Genomic DNA, 25,885 nt, shown 5'->3' on the forward strand with positions numbered 1-25,885 from the left:
GTTTAAATTAATCTAAAGGTAATTCTTCTTGTGCTTCTTCAACAGTTACTTCACTACCATCTCCGATGCCATATGCTTCTCTGACACGCGTTGAGATTTCAGCTTTCATTTCAGGATGTTCTTTCATGTAGTTTTTGGCATTATCACGACCTTGGCCGATACGATCGCCCTTGTAAGAATACCAAGCACCGCTTTTATCAACGATATCTTGTTCTACCGCCATATCTAAAAGCTCTCCTTCTTGCGAGATACCTTGACCATACATTAAGTCGACTTCAGCTATTTTAAAAGGTGGCGCTACTTTGTTTTTAACAACTTTGATTTTCGTCCGGTTCCCAATAATATCTGTCCCAGATTTTAATTGTTCTGCACGACGAACTTCTAAACGAATCGTTGCGTAGAATTTCAACGCCCGTCCACCTGGTGTTGTTTCGGGGTTACCAAACATAATGCCGACTTTTTCACGAATTTGGTTAATAAAGACTGCGATTGTTTTGGTTTTATTAATGGAGCCTGAAAGTTTGCGCAATGCTTGTGACATCAAACGCGCTTGCAAACCAACATGGGCATCCCCCATTTCACCATCAATTTCTGCCCGGGGTACTAAAGCTGCCACCGAGTCGATAACAACAATGTCAATGGCACCACTGGAAACCAAAGCATCCGCAATTTCCAATCCTTGTTCCCCTGTATCTGGTTGTGACAATAGTAACTCGTCAATATTGACGCCTAATTTTTGTGCATACAACGGATCTAACGCGTGCTCTGCATCGATAAAAGCAGCTGTCCCGCCATTTTTTTGCACTTCCGCAATCGCGTGTAGCGCAACGGTTGTTTTACCAGAACTTTCAGGACCGTAAATTTCAACAATTCGGCCACGAGGATAACCGCCAACACCTAAGGCTACATCTAAAGCCAGCGAACCACTTGGAATAGTGGAAACTTGTTGATCTGCCTTTTCTCCTAATTTCATCACGGCGCCTTTACCGTAGTTTTTTTCAATTTTCTTTAACGCAGCATCTAAGGCTGCTTTGCGATCGTCTGCCAAATGAATTCCCTCCATTATCTTGTCATCTATTTACCAAAAGCTTCATCTTTTGAAGCGAAACTTGTAACCAAACATAAAAACTTGTGCAACTGGTAAGGAAAAACAACTCCTTATCACAGCTTTAATAATAGCCTTTCTAAATTAAAAAAGCAAGAAAAAGCGAACGTATTTTCGCATGTTAAAAGATATTAATCTTTTGTTCGCTTTTGGCAAATTATTTACAAAACTGCACGCCGCAATAAATCTAAGCCCGCCATAACTGCACTATGACGTACATAGGCGCGATCACGGGTGAAGTGATACAAGTGGGCCGTAACCTCTGTTTCACTTGCCAAACCAATCCAAACTGTTCCAGCTGGCTGACCTTCCAGCTCATCTGGTCCTGCCACACCAGTAAAACTTAATGCGTAGTCCGCACCAATAATTTTTCGGGCATTTTTAGCCATTGCTTTGGCGCAGGCTTCACTGACCACACCGTACTCTTGCAATAGCGCTGCATCAATTTGCAGGAGTTTTTCTTTTTGCTCTTTTGCATAAGTTACAAAACCACCAGCAAAAACTTTCGAAGCGCCGCTGATATTGGCGAGGGTTGCTTGGAATTGTCCTGCCGTTAGACTTTCCGCTGCTGTTATACTGCAATTTTTTTCCTGCAATAATTTTACGACCACTGCTTCCAATGAATTTTCTTCACCGTAGCCGTAAAAGTATTCCCCCACCTCCTTTTTGATTGCAGCTTCTGTTTCATCTAATAATTTCATGCCCATTGCTTTATCAGATGCCTTAACTGTCAGTCGCAGCGTAACTTCATTAGGTTTGGCATAAGGCGCAATCGTGGGGTTTGTTTGTTTTTCAATTAAATCAGCTAACTGGCTCACCAATTTAGATTCCCCAATTCCGTAAAATCGCAATACCCGCGAAATCAGTTGGTCTGTTTGAGAAAATTTTTCTTCTAAAAGCGGTTTAGCGTGGTGTAAAAACATCGGACGCAATTCTGAAGGTGGGCCGGGCAAAAGTAAGAAGGCTGTCGTTGCACTTTGATAAAAAATGCCAATGGCAAGACCCGTTTCATTTGGTAGGGCAATTCCCTCTTCAAAAATGAGTACCTGTCTTAAATTATTCGGTGTCATTTCCCGTTTGGCTTTCGTAAAAAAAGCATCTAATTCTTTGCGACCAGCGTAATCTTCGACTAAGTTTTGACCAACGTGTTTTGCGACCACGTCTTTTGTTAAATCATCAGTCGTCGGACCCAAACCACCACATAACACCACAAGATCACTGCGCTCATCTGCTATCTGCAGCAAGTTTTCTAAACGGGCGGGATTATCCCCCACCACGCTATGATAATAGACCTCAATTCCCAGGTCCGCCAATTCTTCTGAGATAAAAGTCGCGTTCGTATTGACGACTTGGCCTAATAGAATTTCTGTTCCCACTGCAATGATTTCTGCTTTCATACTAGCTCCTCACTTTCATATACGCATTTTGTAAAAAAAACAATGAGGTCCTGCAAAATAATTTCATTTTACAGCACCTCATTTCTTAGCTGGGGTTATGAAGTAAAAAATCCCCACTTGTTTTATTTAACTATAAAAATTCCACATGAATAAATCGCTTCACAGCAAGTGTGAAAAGCCTTGATTTTTACATCGAGCCTTTAAAGACCGCGGTATTTTTAGCAAAATAATCAACACCTGAGTAAATCGTGAAGATCAGGCAGGCATAAAGTAAAATTTGATCAACAGGTAGCCCGATTAAGTTAAAGGGCATATTGTTTAAAAATAGGAAAATAATCGCAAGCATTTGAGTAGCTGTTTTTACTTTGCCTGGCCATGCGGCAGCCATCACTTCGCCGCCTTCGACTAATAATAAACGCAATCCTGTTACTGCTAATTCACGACAGACGATAATTGCGACAACCCAACCAGGAGCTTTGTTCAAGTCAACCAACAAGATAAAAGCTGTCATAACGAGCATTTTGTCTGCTAGTGGATCCGCAAATTTACCAAAGTTTGTAACTAAGCCGCGAGCACGGGCGATATGACCATCTAGCCAGTCGGTAAAACTTGCGACAGCAAAAATAATCGCTGCGACTAAATGGGTAATGGGTAGTTCAGTTGTTCCGAGTACTAGCGTGCCAAAATTAAAAGGCAGCACCAAAATCAAAATAAAAAGTGGAATCATACAGATTCGAATAACCGTCAACTTATTGGGTAAATTCAATTGAAAAAATCTCCTTTTCTACTTAAAACCGTCTATTCAGCCGTTTGATAATTAATTGCCAATGTTACATTTTTCCGTAAAGCCGGAATATTAGGATCCGTATAATTCAAGTCTTTGCCATTGGCTTTGATACTTAAGTTGCCACTTGCACCTAAAACGATGGTCGCATTGGTCACAGCTTCAGGTAAAGTCGTTGACTGTGTTTCTCCTGCTTGCAATGTATATTGGTAAACATAGCCATTATTAACTAATACCCCAATCCAACAAGGACCATTGGTATTGCCAACAAAATCCAATTTAATTGGACCTTTGGCATCACTCAAACTAAAAACAGCTTCTGTTTGCGTATTGCTATCTAGTTTTACCGCCATTTCTTTTTCTTTTTTCTCAGATTCTTTCGTGGATTCTGCTGGTTTTGCTTCTGATTCTTTGGTGGAAGATTCAGCTACTTTACTCGTGGTAGTTGTTGCTTGATCCACTACCACTGAAGAATTGTCCGCAATCATTGGCGTTTGATTATTGCGATCTTGCCACGTCATGTAAAATACAATCACGACGATAACCAACGCAACCAACCCAAAGAAAATGACCGGTAACAACCGCATAACCGGGTTGCCGGTTTTTTCTTCTACGTGCAACGATTTTCTAGAGCCTTGGATGGTTTCTGGCTGCGGCCGTTTTGGCGGTGGCGGCGTTAGCGTTTCTTTGCCTGCTAATACGGCGACTAATTTGTCTCCATCTTCTCCGACTGCCTGGGCATACTGCTTCACAAAAGCCCGCACGTAAAAAGAACCCGGCAACAGATCTAATTCGCCGCTTTCGATTGCCTCTAAATAGCGTTTTTGAATTTTGGTAATTTGTTGTAATTCATCCAGTGAAATATTTTTATTTAAACGGGCTTGCCGTAATCTTGTGCCGATCGTTGTTGCTTCATTTGCCACTTACACATTCTCTCCAGTCTTTAATGCAGCCAGCCTCCTGTCACAGGAATTGTCGCACCGGTAATATATTGCGCATCTTGTTGAAATAAAAAGGCTACAGCTGCCGCGATTTCCTTAGCGTATGCTAGTCTTCCTAGCGGGATTTCTTCTATTAATTGTTTTAATTCAGTTGCTGTGAAATCTTCATTCATCTTCGTAGCAACTGCTCCTGGTGCAATGCAATTAACCGTACAGCCATTAGCGGCCACTTCTTTTGCATAGGCGTTGACAAAACTTTGCTGCCCGCCTTTAACCGCACTGTAAACAGTTTCTAGGCTGCTACCATTTAAACCATAAACAGAGCCGACAAAAACAATTCTTGCTTGGCTAGAACGCCGCAATTTTTCCTCCAAGCCCTGCAAAATCAGCAGCGGTGTCTCCAAATGCAGCTGCCACAGACGCCGCATATCTTGTTGTGTATGTTCACCAAGCAGACCATATTTGGTAAAACCGGCGGCAAAAACAATGCCATCCACTTGAAACAAACCCGCCAAAAATGACGGAATATCGGGGGTTTCTAGCATATCTAAGCATACCATAAAAAAATCTTGCTGGGGATAGGTTTCCTTTAACTCGCTAACAAATTTTAATACTTTTTCTTCATTGCGATGATAGTGACAATATAACGACCAGCCGTCTTTGGCTAAAGCGCGACAAATCGCTTCACCAATATCGCCGCTAGCCCCCATTACAAGTGCACTTTTCATGCTTACTCCCCCTTAGGATACATGAAAAATTCACTCATAGCGTCTGCATTTATTAACCGCTGGCCACAAGTATAAATATCTTCTAAGGTTATCGACTGAATAATTTGGGGCAAATCAAACAACGTCAATTCACCAAATAAATTTTGGTTGAATTGATTGGCAATATATTCTAAGGAATTCAAAGACTGGAAGAATTTCCCTAGCATCCGTTTTTTCAATAAAGATAAGTTGGCTTCGTTAATTTCTTCATCCTCACCGTAATGGAGTAAGATTTCTTTTACGGCTTTGGTAAGTTCAGCCGGCTTGTCACTGTCGCCGCCAAAATCAGCAAAGCAAAAGGTGCGATCCAAATTAAACTCATAACCAAACGTATCATCGATAACCCCTTCATCATACAGGCGCAAATAATTTTTAGAAGTGGTACCTAAAAGCAGCTGCCACAACAAGCTAGCGGCTGTTTTGAAACGTAATAAATCCTTGTTGTCTGTCGGAAGATCCGCCGTCAACATTTTAATTCCCAAAATGCCTTTAGCCCGGGCCACAGGCATTTCTAAGTGATCGACTTTTTTAATGTCTGTTAGCGTTTCGGCGGGAAATTCGCGTTTTATCGGTTGTGGTGTTGCAAATTTTTTGCCCGCTTGATTTTCTTTAATCAGCGTCATCATATTATCTGGATCAATGTTGCCCACCACAAATAATTTCATGTTGCTAGGATGGTAAAAAGTGTTGTAGCAGGTGTATAAATCTTCAGCTGTAATTTCAGCAATACTTTCCACCGTTCCGGCAATATCAATGTGTAGGGGATGCTCTGGATATAAGTTGTTTATAATGCCAAAAAATTGCCGCCAATTCGGATCATCTTGATACATTTGAATTTCTTGACCGATAATTCCCTTTTCCTTATTCACACTTTCTGCTGTGAAATATGGGGCTTGCACAAAATCCAGTAAAGTCGTCACGTTTAAATCGATATTATCCGTTGCTGAAAACAAGTAACTGGTTTTCGTAAAGCTGGTAAAGGCATTGGCTGATGCGCCTTGTTTGCCAAAATCTTGAAAAACATCTCCTGTTTCTTTTTCAAACATTTTATGTTCCAAAAAGTGCGCAATTCCATCTGGCACAGTAATAAATTCTTTTTCCCCTAGTGGAATAAAGCGATTGTCAATGGAGCCATAATCGGTTGTAAATAACCCATAAGTTTTATGAAACCCGGGTTTTGGCAGTAAGTAGACCGTTAAGCCATTGGGTAAAATTTCGCTGTATAAGGTTTCGTTTACCATTTCGTACACTTTTTTCATTATGAGGCGCTCCTTTCCAAGCAGTAAATGGCTTTTAATTCTACTGATAACGCCATTTTCTTCACCGCGTCGATTGTTACTGCGTCAACACCTTTAAGAAAGGCTTCCTCAGATGTTTTCGTCTGTGGTAGCCACAAGTCTAAATACGCATTTTCAATCAAGGCTTGGGGATTATCTAAAGACAATAAAAACTGATTTTTTAACATCGCTTTGGTTTGTGCCAACTCTTCGGTAGAAACTTCCCCTTTTCTTAAGCTCTCCAACTGCTCGTTAATCAAACGCAACACAGCTTCTCTTTTTTCTTGGTCGATACCTGTCTGCACTTTTAACATGCCGCGAAAAGAATCAAAAGAAGAAGAGGCATAATAGGCCAAACTTTCTTTTTCCCTTACATTCATAAAGAGCTTGGAATGAGGAAAACCGCCAAATAGGCCATTGAAAACAAGTAAAGCAAAACGGTCGGCATCGCCGTAATAGGTATCCATTTGATAGGCTAAATTTAATTTAGCCTGTACCACTTGGTCGTATTCCACTTGCTCATTAATAATATTGCTGTGATTTTGCGCAAAGAATATTTCTGGTTTCACCCGCTCACCTTTTTCAAAAGGTAATTGCGCCAAAATTTCACTAACCGGCTTGGCTTCAACGTCGCCAATAACAAAAATGTCAATGTGATCTTCTGTCATCATTTTTTGATAGACAGCTACCAATTCTTCGGCTGTTAAACCTTCTGTTGTCGCCACAGTACCAAAACTTGGCACCTTTTGATCGGCAGAATTTTGGAAAAACAATTCCTGTAGGCGTAAAGAGGCAAAAGTCTGCTTATCTTCTTTCATGCTCTTTAAATAGGCGATTAAATTCTCTTTTTCAGTCGTAAAGGTCTTTTCATCAAAGGCCCCGTCTTTTACATTAGGGGCAAATAAAATCTCTTGCAAAAAGGCGACAGCTTGTGCAAATAAATCTTCTTCACCTACATAGCTTCCATTGACGATGGACATCCCAACGTTGACTTGGTGGATATTGCCTTTTTTAGCAACACTAACGCCAAAGCCTGCCCCGTAAAGTTCTGCTAAACGGGTACTTAACTCATTTTGAGTGGGGAAATTCAAACTATTTGTTTCTAATAAACTCGTTAATAACGTGCGGGCCGCCGCCGTTTTTTCACTGTGGCGGGCCGAAAAACGGATTAAAATCCGCGTTGTCTTATATTTCTTGGTGGGTATTACTTCAAGGTTGATACCACGGCCTAATTCAACTGACATATACATGCTCCTCATCAAATAATTTCAACTTCTCAAAGAAAAGTTGTCGCTACAATAAATTGTATTGCACTTCATATGCGTTTTATGCAAAAATTTGGGCACTCTTAGCGCTCCTAGTAGAGTTTGAATCTTACCGCCGCTTTATCAGAAAAGCTTTGCAAATTGCCTTTAGAAAAGCTGGTAAAATTACAATTTCTCGTGAAGAATTTCGCGCCCTTTTTGGCTATAAAGAAAAGGCGCGATAAAATTCTTATTTTTAAAGCTAAATCCTGTCGTTATGTGTACTTGCCACTCGTTTTCATTTTAAAACAACATCACTTTAATTATAGCATAGCCCTGTAGTAAAGATTGATTTTACGCCTGTTTGCGATTTTGTTTCATATTATTTCAAATATTTAAAAATCTTCGTTATACTGTTTTTAGCAATCCGCATTTTAATGCAGATTTTTCATGATAGCTGAAGGTTTTTCACTTTCATTTTCAATGCGGGAAATAAAAGAAAGGAGCAAAAAAAATGATTAAAGAATTTAAAGAGTTTTTAATGCGGGGTAGCGTCTTAGACCTAGCCGTTGGGGTTGTTATCGGGGGTGCTTTTACGAGCATCGTCAATCAAGTGGTGGAAGGTTTGATCACACCTTTAATTGGACTTATCGTGTCATTGTTCACTAAAAAAGGCGATTTAGATTCCGCCATGAACGTTTTGGACGTTAAAATTAACGGTGTCAAATTTGAATTTGGCAATGTCGTAAGTGCTATTATCACCTTTATCATCACTGGTTTTGTACTATTCATCATCGTAAAATTCGCCAACCGCGCGAAAGATTTACGCAAAAAAGAAGAAGTCGAAGAAGAACCAGAAATTACAGCTGAAGACTACTTAAAAGATATTCGCGATTTGTTGGAAGCACAAAGTGGACCTGCCACAAAAAAAGCACGGGAAGATTTGAATAATTCAGAATACTAAAAAAGACTCTGGGATAAACGTCAATTGACTTTTGTCCCAGAGCCTTTTTGCGATACAGATACAGAAATTACTGCACTAAAAGAAATGTGCTAACTTGTATTTTCAGCTTCTTTTTTGCTAATTATATTTTTTACGCTAAATACAGCGACTGACTTCCCATTATTTGGTAGGTCTTGATAAAGCGGGCTTTTTCCACCTGCCGATCTTTGTGGCCATAAGGATCATTAACATAGACCCAATCTTGGCTAATCCCTGTAATCACGACGGCATGGCATAATGTCACTACGTTAATTGTGCCATGTTGCGTTTGCCACGTTTTTATTTCACCTTTAGCTGGCAGTCTAAAGTCTGTTGTTGTTTCCACCCAGACAGGTGTCCCCTGCTTAACTAAAGACTCAATTTCAGCAAAATCCAAATTACGGCTTGCATGAACAGCAACATCAGATTGCACCACCTGTTGTGCTACTTGGGCCACCGGTTCAACCCCAACGCCCATCGCCTCTAATCCTCCATTGATGTTCCCGACAAATCCATCTTGTGGATCGCCATGAAGCGTGTCGTTGACCCAAACGGGAACATAAGTTAATTTTTCTGCTAACTTATTTTTTGTAGTTTGATAGCCATAATAGTTTAACAGCATCGATAGTGCCGTAATTTCACAGCCATTTCCGAGCTTTTTTTCTTCATTTTGATTTTCCAGGGGCACTTGAATTGTTACGGTTTTTTGGTTTAAGACCGGCTGCATTTTAGCATAGACTGTTGAAATGCCCAATAAAGATGCACCTAAGACAAGAACACCAAAGAAGATGCGTTTGATTTTCATCATCTCACCTACTATTCATCTAGCAAAACCCACGTAAAGGCAGAATTATTCAAGTCCATACTTCCTGTTCCTGTTAAGTTGAATTGTAAAAATTCTGCTTTTTTAGCTGGGTTAATCACGATATAACCAATGGTTACTTTTTTCATTTCATGGGCAGCTAAATTTCCGATATTGTAATAGCTTTTCCCTTCGCCATGTTCACTAATAAAAACAGGTTCCCCATCGTGATCAAAAGGTTGTAAATAAGTCGCCTCGTCAAACTGATAACCAGCTTTTCCTTTGTTCATTAATTGTAATTGTGGCGCAAAATACAAGTCCTTCACTTTTTTTGCAGTTTGATTGGTGATGGTGATGGTCATTTCGCGATACTGCGGTTGAATTTTTTGTTTGGCTAGTAGTTGATCGATCGTCTTGACGCCATCACCACGTTGATAACTACTGCCTTCATAGGTACCTAGATTGCCAGCTTTATCAATTAGACCGGCTTTGGCAAATTCTTCTACCTGCCCGATATATGCACGTTTGGCGTAATCTGGGAGTTGTTTTTGGGACGCATTTTCTTTTACTTGGATTTTCAAAGCGTCTTTTTTATCACCAAAACTTGCTTGAAAGGCTTCATTTTCATGGTAAATTGTTTTTTGATTTTCCTGAAGTGGCGTATAACTTTCTTTTGCTTTGTCCTCATTTTGATTTAGTGGTGTAACGGGGGTTGCTTTTTGGGCTGTCACCTTTTCCAAGCGCAAACCCGCAATGATTTTTTCTTGCTGTGCTTTATTTACAGTATGATCAAACATAATCTGCAAAATGCGGTTTTCTTCTGGTAGCATCAAATAAGAAACCGTATCATAAGAGCTGCCATTTCCCTGTCTTTTCACTGTATATACATCATGTTGCCCACTGGTTGACTTTACCGTGTCTACTGCGTTAGGGACTGTTAGTTTTTGATTTTTTTCTGGTTTAATAAGCGCTAGCGAAAACCCACCATCTCGAGTTTCTTTTCGCCAATATTTCATATTCTGAGTTTGGGGAATCGCCGTAAGTTCTTTGGGAACATAGGTTGCGTCAACACGATAATACGCTGTGTCCTCTGCTTCATTTTGTACAAATAGTGTCGTTAAAAAGCCATCTTTTTTGGTCGTGACTTCCCATATTTTATTGGCCGCAAAAGCGCTCGTTGGAATTAGAATTGCTGCTGCGGCAATTCCCATTAAGATTTTTTTATAGCGTTTGTTTTTATTTGTTGGCCGCTGCTTTTTCTTTATATTACGAATAATTTTTTCTTGCTTGATGTCATCAAAGGGCATCCCCGTATCTTGCAATAATTTAGTCAATTGCGCATCATCTAAATGGGACAAGGGGTTATTCTCGTATTTTTTAGTCATTTATTGCACCTTCTTTAAGTAATTTGTCCATTACAATTTGAATTTTCTTTTTCCCGCGATACAAACGCCGATTTACCTCATCGACACTCAACTGTAACCTTTCACTGATAAATGCCGGCTTCCATTCTAAAAAGAAACGTTGAAAGCAAATGGTTCGGGTCGGTTCGCTTAATGTTTCAATCGCTTGAAAAAAAGCCCGCCAAATGGCGTCGTCTGCCTGCTCTTTTTCAGGGATTGTCTCAAGTAAAAAAGCATCATCGGTCTCCACTATTTTTTGTTGTGCTTTCAATCGATTCAAGGCCATGCTTTTTGTCATTAATGCTAAATAATTTTTCAGCGAACCTTTCTTTTCATCATATTTTTCTGGCTGATTCCAAAAACGTAAAAAGACGTCACTCACTAATTCTTCTAAATCTTCTGCTGAACCTTGTTTGCCGATAATCGACCAACCCACCGCCCATAATAATTTCGAATATTCTTTGATCAGTCGATTAAAGGCCACTTCGTCACGAAGTGTAATAGCTGCAGCTATTTCTTTATCCTTCAAGTTATCTCCTCCACTTCACACATATATACAGCAAAAAATGTAAAAATCCTCCCTTAAAATTAATTTTCTAAAAAAAGATAAAAGAATTCACTTTTCTAATGTCTTTTTTGGCTTCTTTTACTTAAGGCTGCTCTTTTTACATTCTTGATTTGTACGATATATTTCTAGTCCTGATAGTACAAAAAAAGCTCTTACACCAACTTATAATAATTGGTGTAAGAGACTCTTTAAAGTGCTTCTTGCTGCATATCGATATGGGGAATATCGTCTTCTAAATAGATTTCAGAAATGGCTTTAAAGCCAAAGCTGGCATAAAAATCTTGCAGATAAGCTTGAGCGCCAATGACAATTTTTTTACTCGGAAATCTTTCTTTGATAACAGCAAGCGTCTTGGCAACAACTTTCTTTCCTAAGCCTGTGCCACGGAAATTTTTGTTCACGAGCACCCGGCCAAAATGCACCGCTTTTGCTTCTTCATAAATTCGGGTATACGCCGCAATTTGTCCATCTTCTGTGACAAAGTACGTGTGTAGTGCCACTTCATCGGTTTCATCAATTTCTTGATAGGGACAATTCTGCTCTACGACAAAAACTGCGACCCGCTCTTTTGCCACTTGATAAAACTCTTTGGTCGTTAATTCAGCAAAACTTTTTACAATATATTCCATTTCTACCTCCTCAGGTTGAACGATAAATACGTGGTAAATTCTAGCTAAATATTAAAAAAATACGAAAGCCCAGCTGAGCCTTCGTAATTTTTTATATTGCATCACCTAAAAATTCGATTTCGACAGTGCGAGTTAAAACATCGGAATAACTGTAGGAAACTCGTTCGAAAGAATTTTCTTCTGGATCTAAATCGACTACGAAGACAGAAGGGTATGTTTCTGTAAGAATCCCTTTGCGTTCGGTTTGACGTTTACGACCAGTTTGAGCCACCAGCATAATTTCACTGCCAATGCGACATTCTAAATCTTTTTTGATAGAAGCTAAAGTTGTTGGCATCGCGTTCACCTCGCTTGCCATCTTATCACATTTTTCTGAAAATTTCAAGTTTATCATAAATTTTTTGTCGTTTCAATACTGAATTTCGCGTTATTTTTTTCCTTTTTAAAAGGTTCTATTTTCAAAAAAATTTCAAGAGCTCATTTTCATTTCCTTGCGGATTTTCCTGCGCGCCCGTTCTAAGGCACACCCAATTTTTTGCTGACTCATGGCACGTTGATAGGCATAATATTCCACCTGTTCTCCTCTTAAGTAAGCCTGCAATACATCCGCTTCCAACCTTGATAATAAGCAAAAAGCCACCCGCAACTTCTCTTCTAATAATAGTTGTTCTTCGGCGAAAACGACACTTTGATTATGGGCCACTAAAAAGTCTGCCCCTTCTTTTGCTATCTTTTCTTCTAAAGAGATGGCTTCTACCATTCCCTTTCTTTTATAGGCACCTTGTTTTCGCAACTCGCTTTTTATTTTATTTTCAAAGTTGTTTCTAAAAAAGGTACCAAAAGAAACACCACGACACGTTTCATAACAAGATAAAGAATAAAAAAAACTGATACGCCCTTCTTGTAACCAATCGTCGTAATCGAAATCTCGCAAATAATAGCGTCCCATCACTTTATAAATAACCGGTCGATAATCAAAAAAGAGCTTTTCAAAAACTTCCATGTGTCTCAAAACTACTTGGGGGTTAAAATCTGTTCTCATCATTTTAATGCCTCCTCCCAAATTCTCTTGCTTTTTGACTGTACCACGAAAAAAAGCCCGACCAGTTTCATCCGGCGGGCTAATCTAGCGTTGGGGAATTTTTAATTCTTTTTGCTTAATTCTTGTAACTTTTGCTGCAACTCGGAAAGTTGCAGATCATTCCAAGGCGAATTGCGGCGAAAATTACTAAATTTCAAATCTTCTTGGTGTTCTGAAATCAATTTGTTGGTTTTGTGCACTGCTTTGTACAACTCACGAGCAGAAGTCCGTAACGCACCTTGGGAGAATACCACCCACTGCTCAGCCAAATCACTCGTAGCTACTGTGACTTGGGTTAAGGCATTATTTAACTCGCCGGCAACCCGCTCAATATAACTATCGGCTGTTTCCCCTTCTTCAGTGAAAATTACTTGCAGTTGATATTTCGTATAGCGTTGGGTAATACCGGGTACAAATTGGGCATCAAAAACGACAATGATTTCTAAGCCCTCATATTTGGCATAATTTGACAACAAATTCAGCAGTGTTTCTCTTGCGTCTTCTAATTTCTCGGCTTTTTTTAGTGAAACCAATTCTGGCCAAGCACCAATCATGTTATAGCCATCGACAATTAATAGTTGTTTTTTCACCCTATTCACCTGCCCGTTGGCTGAAGGCTTGATACATCAAAAGGCCACTGGCTACGCTGGCATTTAAACTTTGAACGTGTCCGACCATAGGAATGGTCAGCAGTTCGTCCACTGATTTCATCAAACCGGCACTCATCCCTTTGCCTTCATTGCCGATGATCAAACCAATTTTCCCTTTGGCATTCCACTTGCGATAATCTGTGCCTTCCATGGCGGTACCAAAAATCCAAAAGCCAGCATCTTTTAACTGCTGAACAGCTTGACTTAAATTGGTCACGCGGGCAATTGGCATATGTTCTACTGCTCCTGTTGATGTCTTCACCACAATCGGCGTAATTCCCACGGCGCGATGTTTAGGAATAATGACTCCATCAACGCCGGCAGCATCGGCAGTACGTAAAATCGAACCAAAATTATGGGGATCTTCTAGATTATCCAAAATCAGATAAAAAGGATTTTCTTTCGTTGTTGTTTCCAGCAACTCAGCTAAGGAGAGATATTCATAAGGTGTAATCGCCAACACCATTCCTTGGTGAACCCCGCTGTCACTCATGGTATCTAATTTATTTTTAGGCACCCATTTAACCGGGACTGCTTGTTCGGTGGCCAAAGTTTTTAAGCCTTCGATTTTATCCCCACGAGCATCTTCTGCTAAAAATAATTTGTTACCGCGGCCAGCTTTTAAAGCTTCCACTACCGCATGATGACCAAAGACAAAATTTTCATTGACCTCGGTTTCTTGACTGTTATTTGCATCGCTGAGTTTTTTATCTGCTTTAAAATTAGCTGACTTTTTATGACGGAAATTTCCTTTGTCGTCAAAGTTTTTTCCACGTCTATTTTTATCTTTTGTGCCATAACTTGCGCGGTTTTGATTTCTTTGCAGCTTGTCATCTCGCTTATTTGCCATTTGTTTCACCTACTTTCTTGATACACCAGTCTATCAGCTCTTCTAAGCGTTCTTTTTTATTTAGCAAATGAAGATAACCCATCAATGCTTCAAAGCCTGTCGCGATGCGATACGTGGTAACATCGGCGTTTTTGGCACTGGTATGACTTTTACTATTGCGACCACGGCGATAGAACAATTCTTCCTCTTCTGTTAAAATTTTGGCAGCTAACATTTCGTTCATTAAAAAAGCTTGCGCCTTGGCTGAAACGTAGTGGGTTGCTTGTTTGTGTAATTGATTAGGACGACTTTGACCTGTAGACACTAAATAATCACGAATATAAACTTCGTAAATCGCATCTCCCACATAAGCTAGTGCCAAACCATTTAATTGTGTGTAATCTCTCATGCTTCTCGTCTCCAACGGGTACCTTGCGCGGTATCTTCTAGAATAATCCCTTGTTCTTTTAATTGATCGCGAATTTCATCACTGCGGGCAAAATCTTTATTTTGACGCGCTTCAATTCGTTTGGCAATCAATTTTTCGATTTCTTCGTCTAATAATTCATTACTGATAAAATGAATCCCAAAGACTGCCAACCACGCTTGGAATTTTTCAATCGCAGCCTGTAAAACAACTTGTGAAACGTCACTTTGCTCGGCATAGGTGTTTAGCCATTTTGCTAATTCATAAACGACTGTGATGCCGTTAGCAGCATTAAAGTCATCATCCATCTCAGTGACAAACCGCTTTTCCAACTCTTGTAACTCCGCTAATTTCACGTCATCATCTGCTAAGGTGTCTTGTGCTGCTTTGAGACGGAAATTCGCATTTTCACTTGCTGTTTTTAGGCGTTGCAAATTATTAGCGGCATCTTTTAAAGTTTGCTCACTGTAGCGAATCGGGCGGCGGTATTGCGTTGTCGCCATAAAGAAACGCAAAACTTGGGGCTCAACTTTTTGAATCAAATCATGAACAGTTACAAAATTTCCTAGTGACTTACTCATTTTTTCATCATCTTCACCAATTGTCACATAACCGTTATGCATCCAATAATTTGCAAAGGTATGGCCTGTTTTTGCTTCACTTTGCGCAATCTCATTTTCATGGTGCGGAAATTCCAAATCTTGGCCACCACCGTGAATATCAATGGTATCACCCAAGTGTTTGGTGGCCATGACAGAGCATTCAATATGCCAGCCCGGACGTCCAGCTCCCCATGGTGAATCCCAAGAAATCTCTGCTGGCTTTGCACTTTTCCATAAAGCAAAATCTAATGGATCTTCTTTAATATTTTGTTCGGTGCCCGTTCGTTGGCTCGCCCCTACTTCTAATTCATCGATTGATTGATCACTTAACTTGCCGTAATTTTCAAATTTACGGGTGCGATAATACACATCGCCACCTGCTTCGTAGGCGTAGCCTTTTTCTATTAAGACGCTAATAAAATCAACGATGTCAACAATATGATCCATTACCCGCGGATGTAGCGTTGCCGGCTTAACATTTAAAGCATTGGTATCTTCTTCAAAAGCGTGAATAAAACGCTCCGCCACTGCTGGTGCTGTTACCCCAAGTTCTTTCGCCGCGCGAATAATTTTATCATCAACGTCTGTAAAATTAGACACATAATTCACCTGAAAGCCGCGGTATTCAAAGTAACGGCGAATTGTGTCAAAAGCAATCGTACTTCTAGCATTGCCGATATGAATATAATTGTAAACCGTTGGCCCGCAGACATACATACGAACCTTATCTGCTTCAATTGGTTTAAATATCTCTTTTTCCCGCGTCATTGTATTGTAAATCTTTATCATATTTCAACCTTCTTTCCTGCAATTCGAACAACTTTGGCCGGGACTCCGACCGCTGTTGCTTCATCTGGAATGTCTTTTAAAACGACGGCACCAGCACCGATCTTTGCATTTTGACCAATTGTCACCGGGCCTAAAATTTGAGCATTGGCGGAAATCATCGCACCAGTTTTTACCGTGGGGTGTCTTTTTCCACCATGTTTCCCTGTACCACCTAAAGTGACACCATGAAACAATACCACATCATCGCCAACTTCTGCTGTTTCACCAATCACCACGCCCATACCATGATCGATGAAAACACCCTGACCGATTTTAGCGCCTGGATGAATCTCAATCCCCGTTAAAAAACGCTGAAATTGAGAACTTAGCCGTGCCCATAAAAACAGCTTGTGATTGTACAAAAAATGTTCAAAGCGATGCCAAAACAGCGCATGTATCCCAGGATATGTCAAAATAATTTCCAATGTGTGTCGGGCCGCCGGATCATTTTCCTTGGCCGCTTGAATCGCACGTCTCCCCCACCCCATCATGTTCCCTCCTAATTTAGATGTTTAAAACAACCGGTTTGCTAGCGAGCAGTAAGGCAAAATAGATGCAATGATGCTCTTTATCATTGAAACTATTTTTCTTACTGCCGAGCTAGCAGGTTGTTTAAAACTCGTTTTCGTTAAGATGTTTAAAATGATTGGGCTGATAGTGAGCAATAAGATAATAGGCTGAGTGACGTATTTTGTCACTTAAGACACTTTTTTTATTGCCGAACTATCAAATCATTTTGAACTCGTTTTTTAGATGTTTTAGCAGCTCGTTTAGAAAATGAGCAACAAGGCAAACAAACGTGAATGATGCTTTTTGTCATTTGCGATTGTTTTCTTGTTGTCGATTTTTCTAGCTGCTAAAACTCGACTTGTAAGATGTTTAAAACAACTGGTTTGCTAGCGAGCAGTAAGGCAAAATAGATGCAATGATGCTTTTTATCATTGAAACTATTTTTCTTACTGCCGAGCTGGCAGGTTGTTTAAAACTCGTTTTCGTTAGATGTTTTAATAGCTCGTTTAGAAAATGAGCCAACTGAAATTTTTATACTTTTCTTATCGTAAAAAAAGCGCCCTTTAAATAAGTTTCCTTACTTAAAAGACGCTTTTGGCGTGGTTCCACTTTCATTTGAACAAAGGAATGCCTACACTTTGTTCCTCATCGGTGGGTAACGTCCACAAAACGGCTTAAAGCTTGCTCCCAGGTGCATTTCCTGCCTCATTTCAGCTACTTTCCACCAGTTGTAGCCTCTCTTTAGAAAATTCCGCAGTACTTCGTCTGATCAACGCACTATTATTCAACTGAAACGAGCACTTTCCTGCCTGGGATTAACTAGTTGCATCCCGCAGGCTAAAAGTTTATTTTATAAAACTTGTTGTAAATGTGCTAGCGCTTTTTTTCTACCTAAAAGTTCAACAGTATCTGGTAATTCTGGACCATGTGTTTGACCAGAAACGGCAACTCGGATTGGCATAAATAGATTTTTACCTTTTACACCAGTTTCTTTTTGTACTTCTTTAATTGCTGCTTTGACACTTGGTGCATCCACAGTAGCCATTGCTTCAAGTTTTGCTTTAAAGGCTGTCAGTACTTGTGGTACTGTTTCTCCTGCTAAAACTTCTTTTGCAGCATCGTCTAAAACAGGATGTTCTGTAAAGAACAATTCAGACAATTCAACGATTTGCGCAGCATAACTCATTTGTGGTTGATACAAGGCTACGATTTTTTTCACCCGTTCCATGTCTTCAACAGATAAATCTTCTGCTATACGTCCAGCTTTTTTAAGGTAAGGTAGGCACATATCTGTTAAAACGTCTAAGTCCATTGCTTTAATGTAGTGGTTGTTGACCCATTCTAATTTTTTGGCATCAAATGCTGCTGGCGATTTGCTCAAACGATTTGGATCAAACATTTTAATCAATTCGTCTTGGCTAAAAATTTCATCTTCGCCTACTGGTGACCAACCTAATAAAGCAATAAAGTTAAACATAGCTTCTGGCAAGTAGCCTAATTCACGGTATTGTTCGATAAATTGTAGAATCGATTCGTCCCGTTTGCTTAATTTTTTACCAGTTTCAGAATTAATAATTAAGGTCATATGGCCAAATTCTGGTGCTTTCCAGCCAAATGCTTCATAAATCATTAATTGTTTTGGTGTGTTGGCGATATGATCATCCCCCCGTAAAACGTGGGTGATTTTCATCAAATGATCATCCACAGCAACGGCAAAGTTGTAAGTTGGCATGCCATCACGTTTTTGAATAACAAAGTCGCCGCCGACATTATCCGATTCAAAAGTGATTTCACCTTTCACCATATCGTGAAATTGATATTCAGTATTTTTTGGTACGCGGAAACGAATAACTGGTTTTAAACCTTCTGCTTCTTTTTTTGCTTGTTCTTCTGGCGTTAAGTTTGCACATTTACCAGAGTAGTGAGGCATCTCGCCACGAGCACGTTGCGCTTCTCTTTCTTCTTCTAATTCTTCAGGGGTACAGTAACATTTATACGCCCGGTTTGAAGCAAGTAATTGATCAATTAGCGGTTGGTAAATATCGGCTCTTTCTGATTGACGATAAGGGCCGTATTCCCCCGGATTTGCTGGAGATTCATCCCAGTTCATTCCCAACCATTTTAAATTATCCAATTGGCTTTTTTCGCCGTCTGCAATGTTACGCTTTGTATCGGTATCTTCAATGCGGATAATGAAGTCTCCACCATTATGGCGGGCAAATAAATAGTTGAATAGCGCTGTTCTGGCATTACCAATGTGTAAGTGTCCAGTTGGGCTTGGTGCGTAACGCACGCGGATTTTAGTCATCTAATCGCTTCCTTCGAGTTATTTTCAAGTAGGGTAACAGCCAACGCCGCAATCGCTTCATTGCGACCAACAGGCCCTAATTGTTCCATTGTTGTGGCTTTAATACTAAGCTGATTTTCTTCTAACTGACAAATTTCACAAAGCACTTGCCGCATTTGGGGAATAGAGTCCGCAAGTTTCGGCTGTTCAGCTAGAATTGTACAATCAATATTGTGAATAGTAAAGCCAAGCGACCACGCTTTTTGCAAAACTATCGTCAATAGTTTGGTGGAAGCGGCATTTTTTACTGTAGGATCACTAGCAGGAAACATCTGACCGATATCGCCTAAACCTGTCGCTCCTAAAAGTGCGTCAATAATCGCATGGGTCAAACAATCCCCATCGGTCACCCCAGCTAAACCGAGCTTTTGCGGGTGGGTAATTTGGATACCACCTAAAATTAACGGCCGTCCTTTCACCAAGGGATGTAAATCATACCCCTGCCCAATTCTAAGCATTTTTGCGGCCTTTATTCCGATTTTTTTGATTGCCATTTTGACTGTTTTGATTTTGATTGCCATTATTTGTCGGATTGTTATTCGTATTAGCTGCATCTTCTGCCGCGTCTGCATTTTCTGGCTTCACGTCATCAATACCACGACCAGAATGTGCCGGTTTAGCAAAAATCATGCGACCAGCGGCCGTTTGTAAGGCACTTGTGACCACGACTTTGATTCGTTCATTCATATAGTGCTGGCCATCTTCTACGACAACCATCGTGCCGTCATCTAAATACGCAACCCCTTGTTGGCGCTCAGTGCCGGCTTTAACTAACAAGACATCCATTGTTTCCCCAGGAATAACGACTGGTTTAACCGCATTGGCCAACGCATTGATATTTAAAACCGGCACATTTTGAAACTCAGCGACTTTGTTTAAGTTGTAATCATTTGTGACTACGACCCCATCCAAAAGTTTAGCTAGTTTAATCAATTTGCTGTCAACTTCTTGAATATCTTCAAAGTCACCATCATACATCTCAACTGAAATATCTTCTTCTTTTTGTAAAGCATTCAAAATATCCAAGCCGCGGCGTCCCCGCACCCGTTTTAGACTATCACCAGAGTCGGCAATATATTGCAATTCGTATAAAACAAAATTAGGAATTAAAAGTGTCCCTTCTAAAAAGCCGGTTTTGGCAATGTCGTAAATGCGACCGTCGATAATGACACTTGTATCCAAAATCTTATAGCGGTGAAAAGTATCCCCTGCTTTACGTTCTAAAATTTGTTGTTGGGTTTCTTCAGTTTTCTTGGATTTCGGTGTGAAAATTTTCTTCCACTCGTCAATTCGTGTTACCCCCACTTGAAAACCAAAATAGCCCAGTAAAATCATCACGAAAAACGGCAAGAAACTCGTCACAAAAGGAATGTTCAAATTGTACAAAGGAATTGAAATAATCATCCCAATCATCAAGCCGATAATCGTCCCAATCGCACCAAAAAGCAGATAGGTTAGACTAATTTCACTTAATTTTTTCTCAATATAAGACAAGCCAGCAGAAATATAACGCTCCAATACCAACGCGAATAAAAAGAAAATAATTGCGCCAATCAAAATGTTGGTAAAGGGATTGTTTAGCCACTGATTGCCGGTCATTCCGATCGTATCCCACGCCATGGGTAAAAATGAAGCTCCCAAACTTGCGCCAGCTACGACCATTAATAAGATAATGATCCGTCGTTGCATAACAAAACTCCTCCGATTTTTTTGCTACTGAATTAGAAAAGATAAAAAGATGAAAAAGCGATCTCATCTGCTTACCTTTTCAAAATCAGTGCGACTTTCTTAACTTGCAGCCAGAAAGAAGAATATAACAATTTTTAACTAAAAACTTTTTTTAATGTTTCTGCCAGTGTTGCAACACCGACAACTTGAATACCTTTTGGTGCATCCCAACCGCTTAAATTATTTTTAGGCAAGTAAACTTTGGTAAAGCCCAGCTTTTGTACTTCTTTGACCCGCTGTTCAATATTAGATACCCGTCTAATTTCACCGGTTAAACCAATCTCACCAATAAAACATTCTGTTGGGCTGGTGCCTTTTTCCTTGTAGCTAGATGCAATTGCTACTGCAACAGCCAAATCAATGGCTGGTTCATTTAATTTCACACCACCGGCGGCTTTCAAGTAGGCATCTTGATTTTGCAACAATAGTCCGGCGCGTTTTTCTAAAACAGCCATGATTAAGGAAACGCGATTGAAATCCAGTCCGGTAGTGGTGCGCTTGGCATTGCCAAACATCGTCGGTGTGACCAGTGCTTGAATTTCAACTAAAATTGGGCGACTGCCTTCCATCGCTACCACAATCGCAGAACCTGTGGCGCCCGCCAAACGCTCCTCCAAGAAAACTTGGGAAGGATTGGCCACTTCATGCAAGCCATCTTCATGCATTTCAAAAATACCAATTTCATTGGTGGAACCAAAACGATTTTTTACGGCCCGCAAAATGCGGAACGTGTGATGCTTTTCGCCTTCAAAATACAAAACGGTATCCACCATATGCTCTAACATTCTGGGCCCGGCAATGGAGCCTTCTTTTGTCACGTGACCAACAATAAAAATAGCAATACCATTGGACTTGGCGATTTTTAACAATTCAGCCGTTGTTTCCCGCACTTGTGAGACACTTCCGGCCACGCTGGTCACGTCGGGCTGTGTCATGGTTTGAATCGAGTCGATGATGACATAATCTGGGGCTAAATTTTCAATCGCGCGGGAAATTTCGTGCATATCTGTTTCCGCGTACAAATAAAATTCGGTGTTAATGGAGCCCAAACGTTCGGCCCGCATTTTTATTTGCTCGGCACTTTCTTCACCGGAAACATATAACACTTTTCCACCTGATTCTGCCAACTGCTGCGAAACTTGCAAGAGCAACGTTGATTTCCCAATGCCGGGGTCCCCGCCGATTAACACCATCGAGCCCGGCACCACACCGCCACCTAAAACACGGTTTAATTCTGCTAATTTCGTTTTAACCCGTGGTTCTTTTTTCGGGATAACATCGGCAATTTTCGTAGGTTTCGTTTTCTCACCAGTTAAACTGGTACGTACGCGGCGATCTGTTGTATCTTGGATGACCACTTCCACCATTGAATTCCAACTACCGCAATTGGGACATTTACCGAGATATTTTGGTGAGATATAGCCGCAATGTTGACATTCAAATTGGACTTTTGGCTTTTTAGCCACAATCATCCCTCCATTTTATTTTAGCATACCAGAGGCATTCCCCCTGTACTAAACGTGTCTTTTTACTTATTTGATGAACCAAAACCACCCGTACGCACAGCTGCAGTGTCATCTTGGTCAGCTTTTAGAAATGGCAAGAAAATCCCCTGCCCAATTCGCTCGCCTTTTTTAATCACGACATCTGATAGACCAAAGTTAGTGAATTGAAACATAATATGCCCTTCATTATCAGGATTATCATAGTAATCACTATCAATAACCCCGACACCATTGGTTAAAACCAAAAAGCGTTTTAACGGATTGCTAGAACGATTAGCCAACTGTAAAAATTCTTCTTGTCCCATGTAAGCCTTAATTCCGGTCGGAACTAAAACAGGCTTCAAAAATTTGCCGCCATCTTTAGCAGCTTTCAAGGCTTTTAGCCCGCTTACTAAACCTTCGTGCCAAATACTTGGAATGACAACATCTTGGGCCGCTTCAAAATCATAACCTGCCGCATGATTGGTTGCCCGCTTTGGCAAGGAAATATCTTGATCTAAAAAATGTGAAACTACTTCAAAACCTCGTGTACGCAAATGAGTACCTCCTAAAATTGCAATCAAATGAAAAATATTTTTTTAATCTTTACAGGAAGCTGTGACATTAATATAATTACAGCCCCTATTTACGGATAAACGGTGGTCCAGAAATAGCTTTTTTGGCAACAAGAGGAAATTTCACAAAAATTTGTGGAACAATTTTTGAAAAACCCCCGTCTTGGTTTAAAAGCTGAACCCTTCTGTCCCAACCTCTTGCAAATCTGCTTATTTTACATAACGTTATTTTAGCATAATTAGCGCATTTTTTTATGAATTCAAAACAATAATACGAAAAATTTCGCAAATTCCATATAATCTTCAAAAATCAGTCTTTAAACTTATTTCTTTCTTATTTTTCATCCGTAAAAATTCGTTTTTTAAGATCGTAAAATTTAACTTTTATCCCGAGAGAAAAAAACAAAAACGACCCATAAAGACGATCGTTTTAGGAAAACAACAGGTGAAATTTTTAACAAAACCAAGTACAATGAATAAAAACTAGCGGTAAATTAGGATTTTAAATCAAACTTACGTCTACTTGCAATTGGTTGTTGCTAAAATAAGAGCGCAACGCAGACGCATCAAAAATTTTTTCCTACACTGCCTTTACCTACAACTTCACAAGGAGTAATGATATGGAACGTGAATTTTTAAAAACCGCTCAGCGGATTGTCATTAAAATCGGTACCAGCTCCCTGATTTATCCCAACGGCAATATTAATTTAGCTGGCATTGATCAATTGGCTTTTGTTTTAACGGACTTACAAAATAGAAACAAAGAAGTCGTCTTGGTTTCTTCTGGCGCAATCGGCGTGGGGATGAATAAGCTTCACCTAAAAGAACGCCCCGCCACAATTCCAGAACAACAGGCCGCAGCCGCGGTGGGGCAAGCAGAATTGATGAACATTTACAATCAGCGTTTTTTGACCTACAGCCAGCAGACCGCCCAAGTGTTACTAACCCGAGACATTGTCGAATTTCCCGAAAGTCGCAAAAATGTGGTCAACACCTTGGAACAGCTCTTAAAAATGGGGATTATTCCCATCATCAACGAAAACGATACTGTCGCTATTGATGAATTGGATCATCAAACCAAATTTGGCGATAACGACCAGCTTTCAGCCATTGTAACCCAGCTTGTTAAAGGGGACTTATTGGTGATGCTGTCTGATATTGACGGATTTTATTCTGGCAACCCTGCCAAAAATAAAAACGCGATTTTATTTCATGCCATCCACGAAATAACACCGGAAATTTGGGATTTCGCTGGTGATAAGGGCTCGAAATTCGGCACTGGCGGTATGATCAGTAAATTAAATGCTGCAAAGCGAATTTTAGCCACTGACAGTGCCATGGTTTTGGCTAATGGCCAGAAACCACAAGTTATTTTCGATATTTTAGCCGGCAAGCAAATCGGTACGCTTTTTTGCCGGGCCTAACCTTTATTGGCTAACTAAAATATCCTGCTAGTAACACTACCTTTGCGACTTTCTTTTTACTAGAACTTAAGCTTTCAAGTAAACTTGCTCGCATTTTGCATAAAAGGTTCTATAATAATGGCAACCGAGTAAACAGTTTGACTATCTACGTGACAAAAATAAAAAGGCATGCTGTAAAAACGCTAAAAGGAGGAAAAACATGTTTGATTTAACCGTTTTAGGGCAACAGGCTAAAAAAAGTTCCCGGCAATTGGCACTCATGTCCACAACACGCAAAAATGAATTATTGGAATTAATGGCACAAGCGCTTTTGGCTAATAAGACAGATATTTTAGCTGCCAATCAAAAAGACTTGGACAACGCAAGTGATAACGGTATCTCAGCTGTGATGCAAGATCGCTTGCGCTTAACTAGCCAGCGTATTGAGGAAATGGCGAGCGGCATCCGCCAAGTTATTTCATTGGCTGATCCAATTGGTGAAGTGGAAAAAATGTGGAAAAACACGGATGGTTTGATGATTGGGCGTCAAAAAGTGCCTTTAGGGGTCATCGGCATCATTTACGAATCACGGCCAAATGTGACCACCGATGCAGCGAGTTTGTGTTTTAAAACCGGCAACGCTGTGATTTTACGTGGTGGCAAAGAAGCCTTTTATTCCAACCAGATTTTAGTAGCTGTGTTACAAAACGCCTTAAAAAGTGCTGGCGTTGATGAAAATGCAGTGCAATTTGTCTCTGACACAAGCCATGATGTCGCCAACCAAATGATGCGGCTAACCGAATACTTAGATGTTTTGATTCCTCGTGGCGGCGCAGGACTCATTCGCCGCGTCAAAGAAACAGCAACAGTACCCGTAATCGAAACTGGCACTGGAAACAATCATATCTACGTGGATAAAGATGCGCAATTGGAAATGGCGATAAAAATTACCGACAACGCCAAAACACAACGACCTTCTGTTTGTAACGCTGCTGAAACCTTACTAATTCACCAGGACGTTGCCGCCGAATTTTTGCCAAAAATTGCGGCCAAATTAGCAGAACATAACGTTGAGTTACACGCTGATAAAAGAGCAATCGCCTACTTACCACAAGCCGTTGCGGCCAAAGAAGAAGACTGGTCAACAGAATATTTGGACTACATTATGGCTGTTAAAGTCGTAGATTCCATCGATGAAGCCATTGATCATATTAATCGCTACAATACCAAACACTCAGAAGCAATTATCACGGATAATTACTTCGCTAGCCAAAAATTCTTAAACGAAGTAGACGCAGCCGCAGTTTATGTGAATGCTTCAACCCGCTTTACCGATGGTTTTGTCTTTGGCTTTGGTGCTGAAATTGGCATTTCCACCCAAAAACTACACGCCCGCGGGCCAATGGGCTTAGAAGAGTTAACCTCTACCAAATACATCATCTACGGCGACGGCCAAATCCGGGAATAAAAAAAGCTTTTTAAACGTGCTTAACTGCCAAGCATTAAGATGAAATTCCAATAA

25 protein-coding genes, 1 pseudogene and 1 other annotated feature are annotated in these 25,885 nt (G+C 40.3%); of the genes and pseudogenes, 3 read left to right on the top strand and 23 right to left on the bottom strand.

All coding sequences use genetic code 11. The annotated features are described in order from the left end of the window. Positions 1 to 7 precede the first annotated feature (7 nt). The 7 genes from recA to yfmF all read right to left on the bottom strand — a co-directional run bounded on the left by recA (position 8) and on the right by yfmF (position 7,515). Positions 8 to 1,048: a recombinase RecA gene (gene recA / locus K4422_RS05425; protein ID WP_206902671.1), complete on the bottom strand. Its 1,041-nt coding sequence runs from the start codon at positions 1,046 to 1,048 to the stop codon at positions 8 to 10. 218 nt (positions 1,049 to 1,266) lie between these two features. Then, positions 1,267 to 2,502: a competence/damage-inducible protein A gene (locus K4422_RS05430; protein WP_230709632.1), complete on the bottom strand. Its 1,236-nt coding sequence runs from the start codon at positions 2,500 to 2,502 to the stop codon at positions 1,267 to 1,269. 187 nt (positions 2,503 to 2,689) lie between these two features. Further along, a complete protein-coding gene (gene pgsA / locus K4422_RS05435; RefSeq protein WP_206902650.1) occupies positions 2,690 to 3,268 on the bottom strand; it encodes a CDP-diacylglycerol--glycerol-3-phosphate 3-phosphatidyltransferase in 579 nt (192 codons plus the stop codon). Positions 3,269 to 3,300: 32 nt separating this feature from the next. After that, entirely contained in the window at positions 3,301 to 4,209 is a 909-nt protein-coding gene (locus K4422_RS05440) for a helix-turn-helix domain-containing protein (protein ID WP_230709634.1), read from the bottom strand. Positions 4,210 to 4,229: 20 nt separating this feature from the next. Then, on the bottom strand, positions 4,230 to 4,955 hold the full coding sequence (gene ymfI, locus K4422_RS05445; protein WP_206902652.1) for an elongation factor P 5-aminopentanone reductase: 726 nt from the start codon (positions 4,953 to 4,955) through the stop codon (positions 4,230 to 4,232). Positions 4,956 to 4,957: 2 nt separating this feature from the next. Beyond that, positions 4,958 to 6,256 carry an EF-P 5-aminopentanol modification-associated protein YfmH gene (gene yfmH / locus K4422_RS05450; protein ID WP_230709917.1) on the bottom strand — a complete coding sequence of 433 codons (1,299 nt, stop codon included), beginning with the start codon at positions 6,254 to 6,256 and terminating at the stop codon, positions 4,958 to 4,960. Then, positions 6,253 to 7,515 (bottom strand): EF-P 5-aminopentanol modification-associated protein YfmF, encoded by a 1,263-nt coding sequence (yfmF, locus tag K4422_RS05455; RefSeq protein WP_230709636.1) that lies wholly within the window; start codon positions 7,513 to 7,515, stop codon positions 6,253 to 6,255. The genes yfmH and yfmF overlap by 4 nt, the downstream gene beginning before the upstream one ends. 514 nt (positions 7,516 to 8,029) lie before the next feature. Here yfmF and mscL point away from each other — a divergent pair. Further along, a complete protein-coding gene (gene mscL, locus K4422_RS05460) occupies positions 8,030 to 8,479 on the top strand; it encodes a large conductance mechanosensitive channel protein MscL (RefSeq protein ID WP_206902654.1) in 450 nt (149 codons plus the stop codon). Between the two features lie 130 nt (positions 8,480 to 8,609). Here the strand turns inward: mscL and K4422_RS05465 are convergent, their stop codons facing one another. The 16 genes from K4422_RS05465 to K4422_RS05540 all read right to left on the bottom strand — a co-directional run bounded on the left by K4422_RS05465 (position 8,610) and on the right by K4422_RS05540 (position 22,942). Beyond that, entirely contained in the window at positions 8,610 to 9,302 is a 693-nt protein-coding gene (locus K4422_RS05465; RefSeq protein WP_230709638.1) for a C39 family peptidase, read from the bottom strand. An 11-nt stretch (positions 9,303 to 9,313) separates the two neighbouring features. Beyond that, the gene (locus K4422_RS05470) at positions 9,314 to 10,684 is read right to left on the bottom strand and encodes a hypothetical protein (RefSeq protein ID WP_230709640.1); all 1,371 of its coding nucleotides are present in this window, start codon (positions 10,682 to 10,684) and stop codon (positions 9,314 to 9,316) included. After that, on the bottom strand, positions 10,677 to 11,231 hold the full coding sequence (locus tag K4422_RS05475; RefSeq protein WP_230709642.1) for an RNA polymerase sigma factor: 555 nt from the start codon (positions 11,229 to 11,231) through the stop codon (positions 10,677 to 10,679). The genes K4422_RS05470 and K4422_RS05475 overlap by 8 nt, the downstream gene beginning before the upstream one ends. 227 nt (positions 11,232 to 11,458) lie before the next feature. Beyond that, positions 11,459 to 11,899 carry a GNAT family N-acetyltransferase gene (locus tag K4422_RS05480; RefSeq protein WP_230709644.1) on the bottom strand — a complete coding sequence of 147 codons (441 nt, stop codon included), beginning with the start codon at positions 11,897 to 11,899 and terminating at the stop codon, positions 11,459 to 11,461. Between the two features lie 91 nt (positions 11,900 to 11,990). Then, on the bottom strand, positions 11,991 to 12,293 hold the full coding sequence (locus tag K4422_RS05485) for a Veg family protein (protein ID WP_396139821.1): 303 nt from the start codon (positions 12,291 to 12,293) through the stop codon (positions 11,991 to 11,993). A gap of 75 nt (positions 12,294 to 12,368) precedes the next feature. Then, positions 12,369 to 12,944: a sigma-70 family RNA polymerase sigma factor gene (locus tag K4422_RS05490; protein WP_230709646.1), complete on the bottom strand. Its 576-nt coding sequence runs from the start codon at positions 12,942 to 12,944 to the stop codon at positions 12,369 to 12,371. Positions 12,945 to 13,042: 98 nt separating this feature from the next. Continuing rightward, positions 13,043 to 13,570 (bottom strand): NYN domain-containing protein, encoded by a 528-nt coding sequence (locus K4422_RS05495; protein WP_206902660.1) that lies wholly within the window; start codon positions 13,568 to 13,570, stop codon positions 13,043 to 13,045. 1 nt (position 13,571) lies between these two features. Further along, positions 13,572 to 14,480 (bottom strand): 23S rRNA (guanosine(2251)-2'-O)-methyltransferase RlmB, encoded by a 909-nt coding sequence (rlmB, locus tag K4422_RS05500; RefSeq protein WP_230709649.1) that lies wholly within the window; start codon positions 14,478 to 14,480, stop codon positions 13,572 to 13,574. Further along, a complete protein-coding gene (locus tag K4422_RS05505) occupies positions 14,470 to 14,868 on the bottom strand; it encodes a Mini-ribonuclease 3 (RefSeq protein ID WP_206902662.1) in 399 nt (132 codons plus the stop codon). Before K4422_RS05505 ends, rlmB begins: the two co-directional genes overlap by 11 nt. Beyond that, positions 14,865 to 16,277: a cysteine--tRNA ligase gene (gene cysS, locus K4422_RS05510; protein WP_206902663.1), complete on the bottom strand. Its 1,413-nt coding sequence runs from the start codon at positions 16,275 to 16,277 to the stop codon at positions 14,865 to 14,867. The genes K4422_RS05505 and cysS overlap by 4 nt, the downstream gene beginning before the upstream one ends. Next, positions 16,274 to 16,804 (bottom strand): serine O-acetyltransferase EpsC, encoded by a 531-nt coding sequence (gene epsC, locus K4422_RS05515; RefSeq protein ID WP_206902664.1) that lies wholly within the window; start codon positions 16,802 to 16,804, stop codon positions 16,274 to 16,276. Before epsC ends, cysS begins: the two co-directional genes overlap by 4 nt. Positions 16,805 to 17,407: 603 nt before the next feature. After that, positions 17,408 to 17,608: a binding site (T-box leader), on the bottom strand. 68 nt (positions 17,609 to 17,676) lie between these two features. Beyond that, the gene (gltX, locus tag K4422_RS05520) at positions 17,677 to 19,134 is read right to left on the bottom strand and encodes a glutamate--tRNA ligase (RefSeq protein ID WP_230709655.1); all 1,458 of its coding nucleotides are present in this window, start codon (positions 19,132 to 19,134) and stop codon (positions 17,677 to 17,679) included. Then, entirely contained in the window at positions 19,131 to 19,631 is a 501-nt protein-coding gene (gene ispF, locus K4422_RS05525; RefSeq protein WP_230709919.1) for a 2-C-methyl-D-erythritol 2,4-cyclodiphosphate synthase, read from the bottom strand. Before ispF ends, gltX begins: the two co-directional genes overlap by 4 nt. Next, a complete protein-coding gene (locus K4422_RS05530; protein ID WP_230709657.1) occupies positions 19,624 to 20,862 on the bottom strand; it encodes a PIN/TRAM domain-containing protein in 1,239 nt (412 codons plus the stop codon). The genes ispF and K4422_RS05530 overlap by 8 nt, the downstream gene beginning before the upstream one ends. Positions 20,863 to 20,996: 134 nt before the next feature. Then, positions 20,997 to 22,367 (bottom strand): DNA repair protein RadA, encoded by a 1,371-nt coding sequence (radA, locus tag K4422_RS05535; protein ID WP_206903053.1) that lies wholly within the window; start codon positions 22,365 to 22,367, stop codon positions 20,997 to 20,999. 62 nt (positions 22,368 to 22,429) lie between these two features. Beyond that, a complete protein-coding gene (locus tag K4422_RS05540) occupies positions 22,430 to 22,942 on the bottom strand; it encodes a dUTP diphosphatase (protein WP_230709659.1) in 513 nt (170 codons plus the stop codon). Between the two features lie 638 nt (positions 22,943 to 23,580). Here K4422_RS05540 and proB point away from each other — a divergent pair. Then, a complete protein-coding gene (proB, locus tag K4422_RS05545; protein WP_230709661.1) occupies positions 23,581 to 24,384 on the top strand; it encodes a glutamate 5-kinase in 804 nt (267 codons plus the stop codon). A gap of 172 nt (positions 24,385 to 24,556) precedes the next feature. Beyond that, positions 24,557 to 25,831: pseudogene (locus K4422_RS05550) on the top strand (glutamate-5-semialdehyde dehydrogenase); the annotation flags it as partial. Positions 25,832 to 25,885 lie beyond the last annotated feature (54 nt).

The organism is Enterococcus sp. SMC-9 (assembly GCF_021011285.1).
Lineage (GTDB): Bacteria > Bacillota > Bacilli > Lactobacillales > Enterococcaceae > Enterococcus_C > Enterococcus_C montenegrensis.

Excerpts from the sequence above, each read along its gene's own strand:
- K4422_RS05430 (WP_230709632.1), bottom strand. The coding sequence starts at position 2,502 with ATGAAAGCAGAAATCATTGCAGTGGGAACAGAAATTCTATTAGGCCAA.
- ymfI (WP_206902652.1), bottom strand. The coding sequence starts at position 4,955 with ATGAAAAGTGCACTTGTAATGGGGGCTAGCGGCGATATTGGTGAAGCG.
- yfmF (WP_230709636.1), bottom strand. The coding sequence starts at position 7,515 with ATGTCAGTTGAATTAGGCCGTGGTATCAACCTTGAAGTAATACCCACC.
- mscL (WP_206902654.1), top strand. The coding sequence starts at position 8,030 with ATGATTAAAGAATTTAAAGAGTTTTTAATGCGGGGTAGCGTCTTAGAC.
- K4422_RS05465 (WP_230709638.1), bottom strand. The coding sequence starts at position 9,302 with ATGAAAATCAAACGCATCTTCTTTGGTGTTCTTGTCTTAGGTGCATCT.
- K4422_RS05470 (WP_230709640.1), bottom strand. The coding sequence starts at position 10,684 with ATGACTAAAAAATACGAGAATAACCCCTTGTCCCATTTAGATGATGCG.
- K4422_RS05480 (WP_230709644.1), bottom strand. The coding sequence starts at position 11,899 with ATGGAATATATTGTAAAAAGTTTTGCTGAATTAACGACCAAAGAGTTT.
- K4422_RS05485 (WP_396139821.1), bottom strand. The coding sequence starts at position 12,293 with ATGATAAACTTGAAATTTTCAGAAAAATGTGATAAGATGGCAAGCGAG.
- K4422_RS05490 (WP_230709646.1), bottom strand. The coding sequence starts at position 12,944 with ATGATGAGAACAGATTTTAACCCCCAAGTAGTTTTGAGACACATGGAA.
- rlmB (WP_230709649.1), bottom strand. The coding sequence starts at position 14,480 with ATGGCAAATAAGCGAGATGACAAGCTGCAAAGAAATCAAAACCGCGCA.
- K4422_RS05505 (WP_206902662.1), bottom strand. The coding sequence starts at position 14,868 with ATGAGAGATTACACACAATTAAATGGTTTGGCACTAGCTTATGTGGGA.
- cysS (WP_206902663.1), bottom strand. The coding sequence starts at position 16,277 with ATGATAAAGATTTACAATACAATGACGCGGGAAAAAGAGATATTTAAA.
- epsC (WP_206902664.1), bottom strand. The coding sequence starts at position 16,804 with ATGGGGTGGGGGAGACGTGCGATTCAAGCGGCCAAGGAAAATGATCCG.
- gltX (WP_230709655.1), bottom strand. The coding sequence starts at position 19,134 with ATGACTAAAATCCGCGTGCGTTACGCACCAAGCCCAACTGGACACTTA.
- ispF (WP_230709919.1), bottom strand. The coding sequence starts at position 19,631 with ATGCTTAGAATTGGGCAGGGGTATGATTTACATCCCTTGGTGAAAGGA.
- K4422_RS05530 (WP_230709657.1), bottom strand. The coding sequence starts at position 20,862 with ATGCAACGACGGATCATTATCTTATTAATGGTCGTAGCTGGCGCAAGT.
- proB (WP_230709661.1), top strand. The coding sequence starts at position 23,581 with ATGGAACGTGAATTTTTAAAAACCGCTCAGCGGATTGTCATTAAAATC.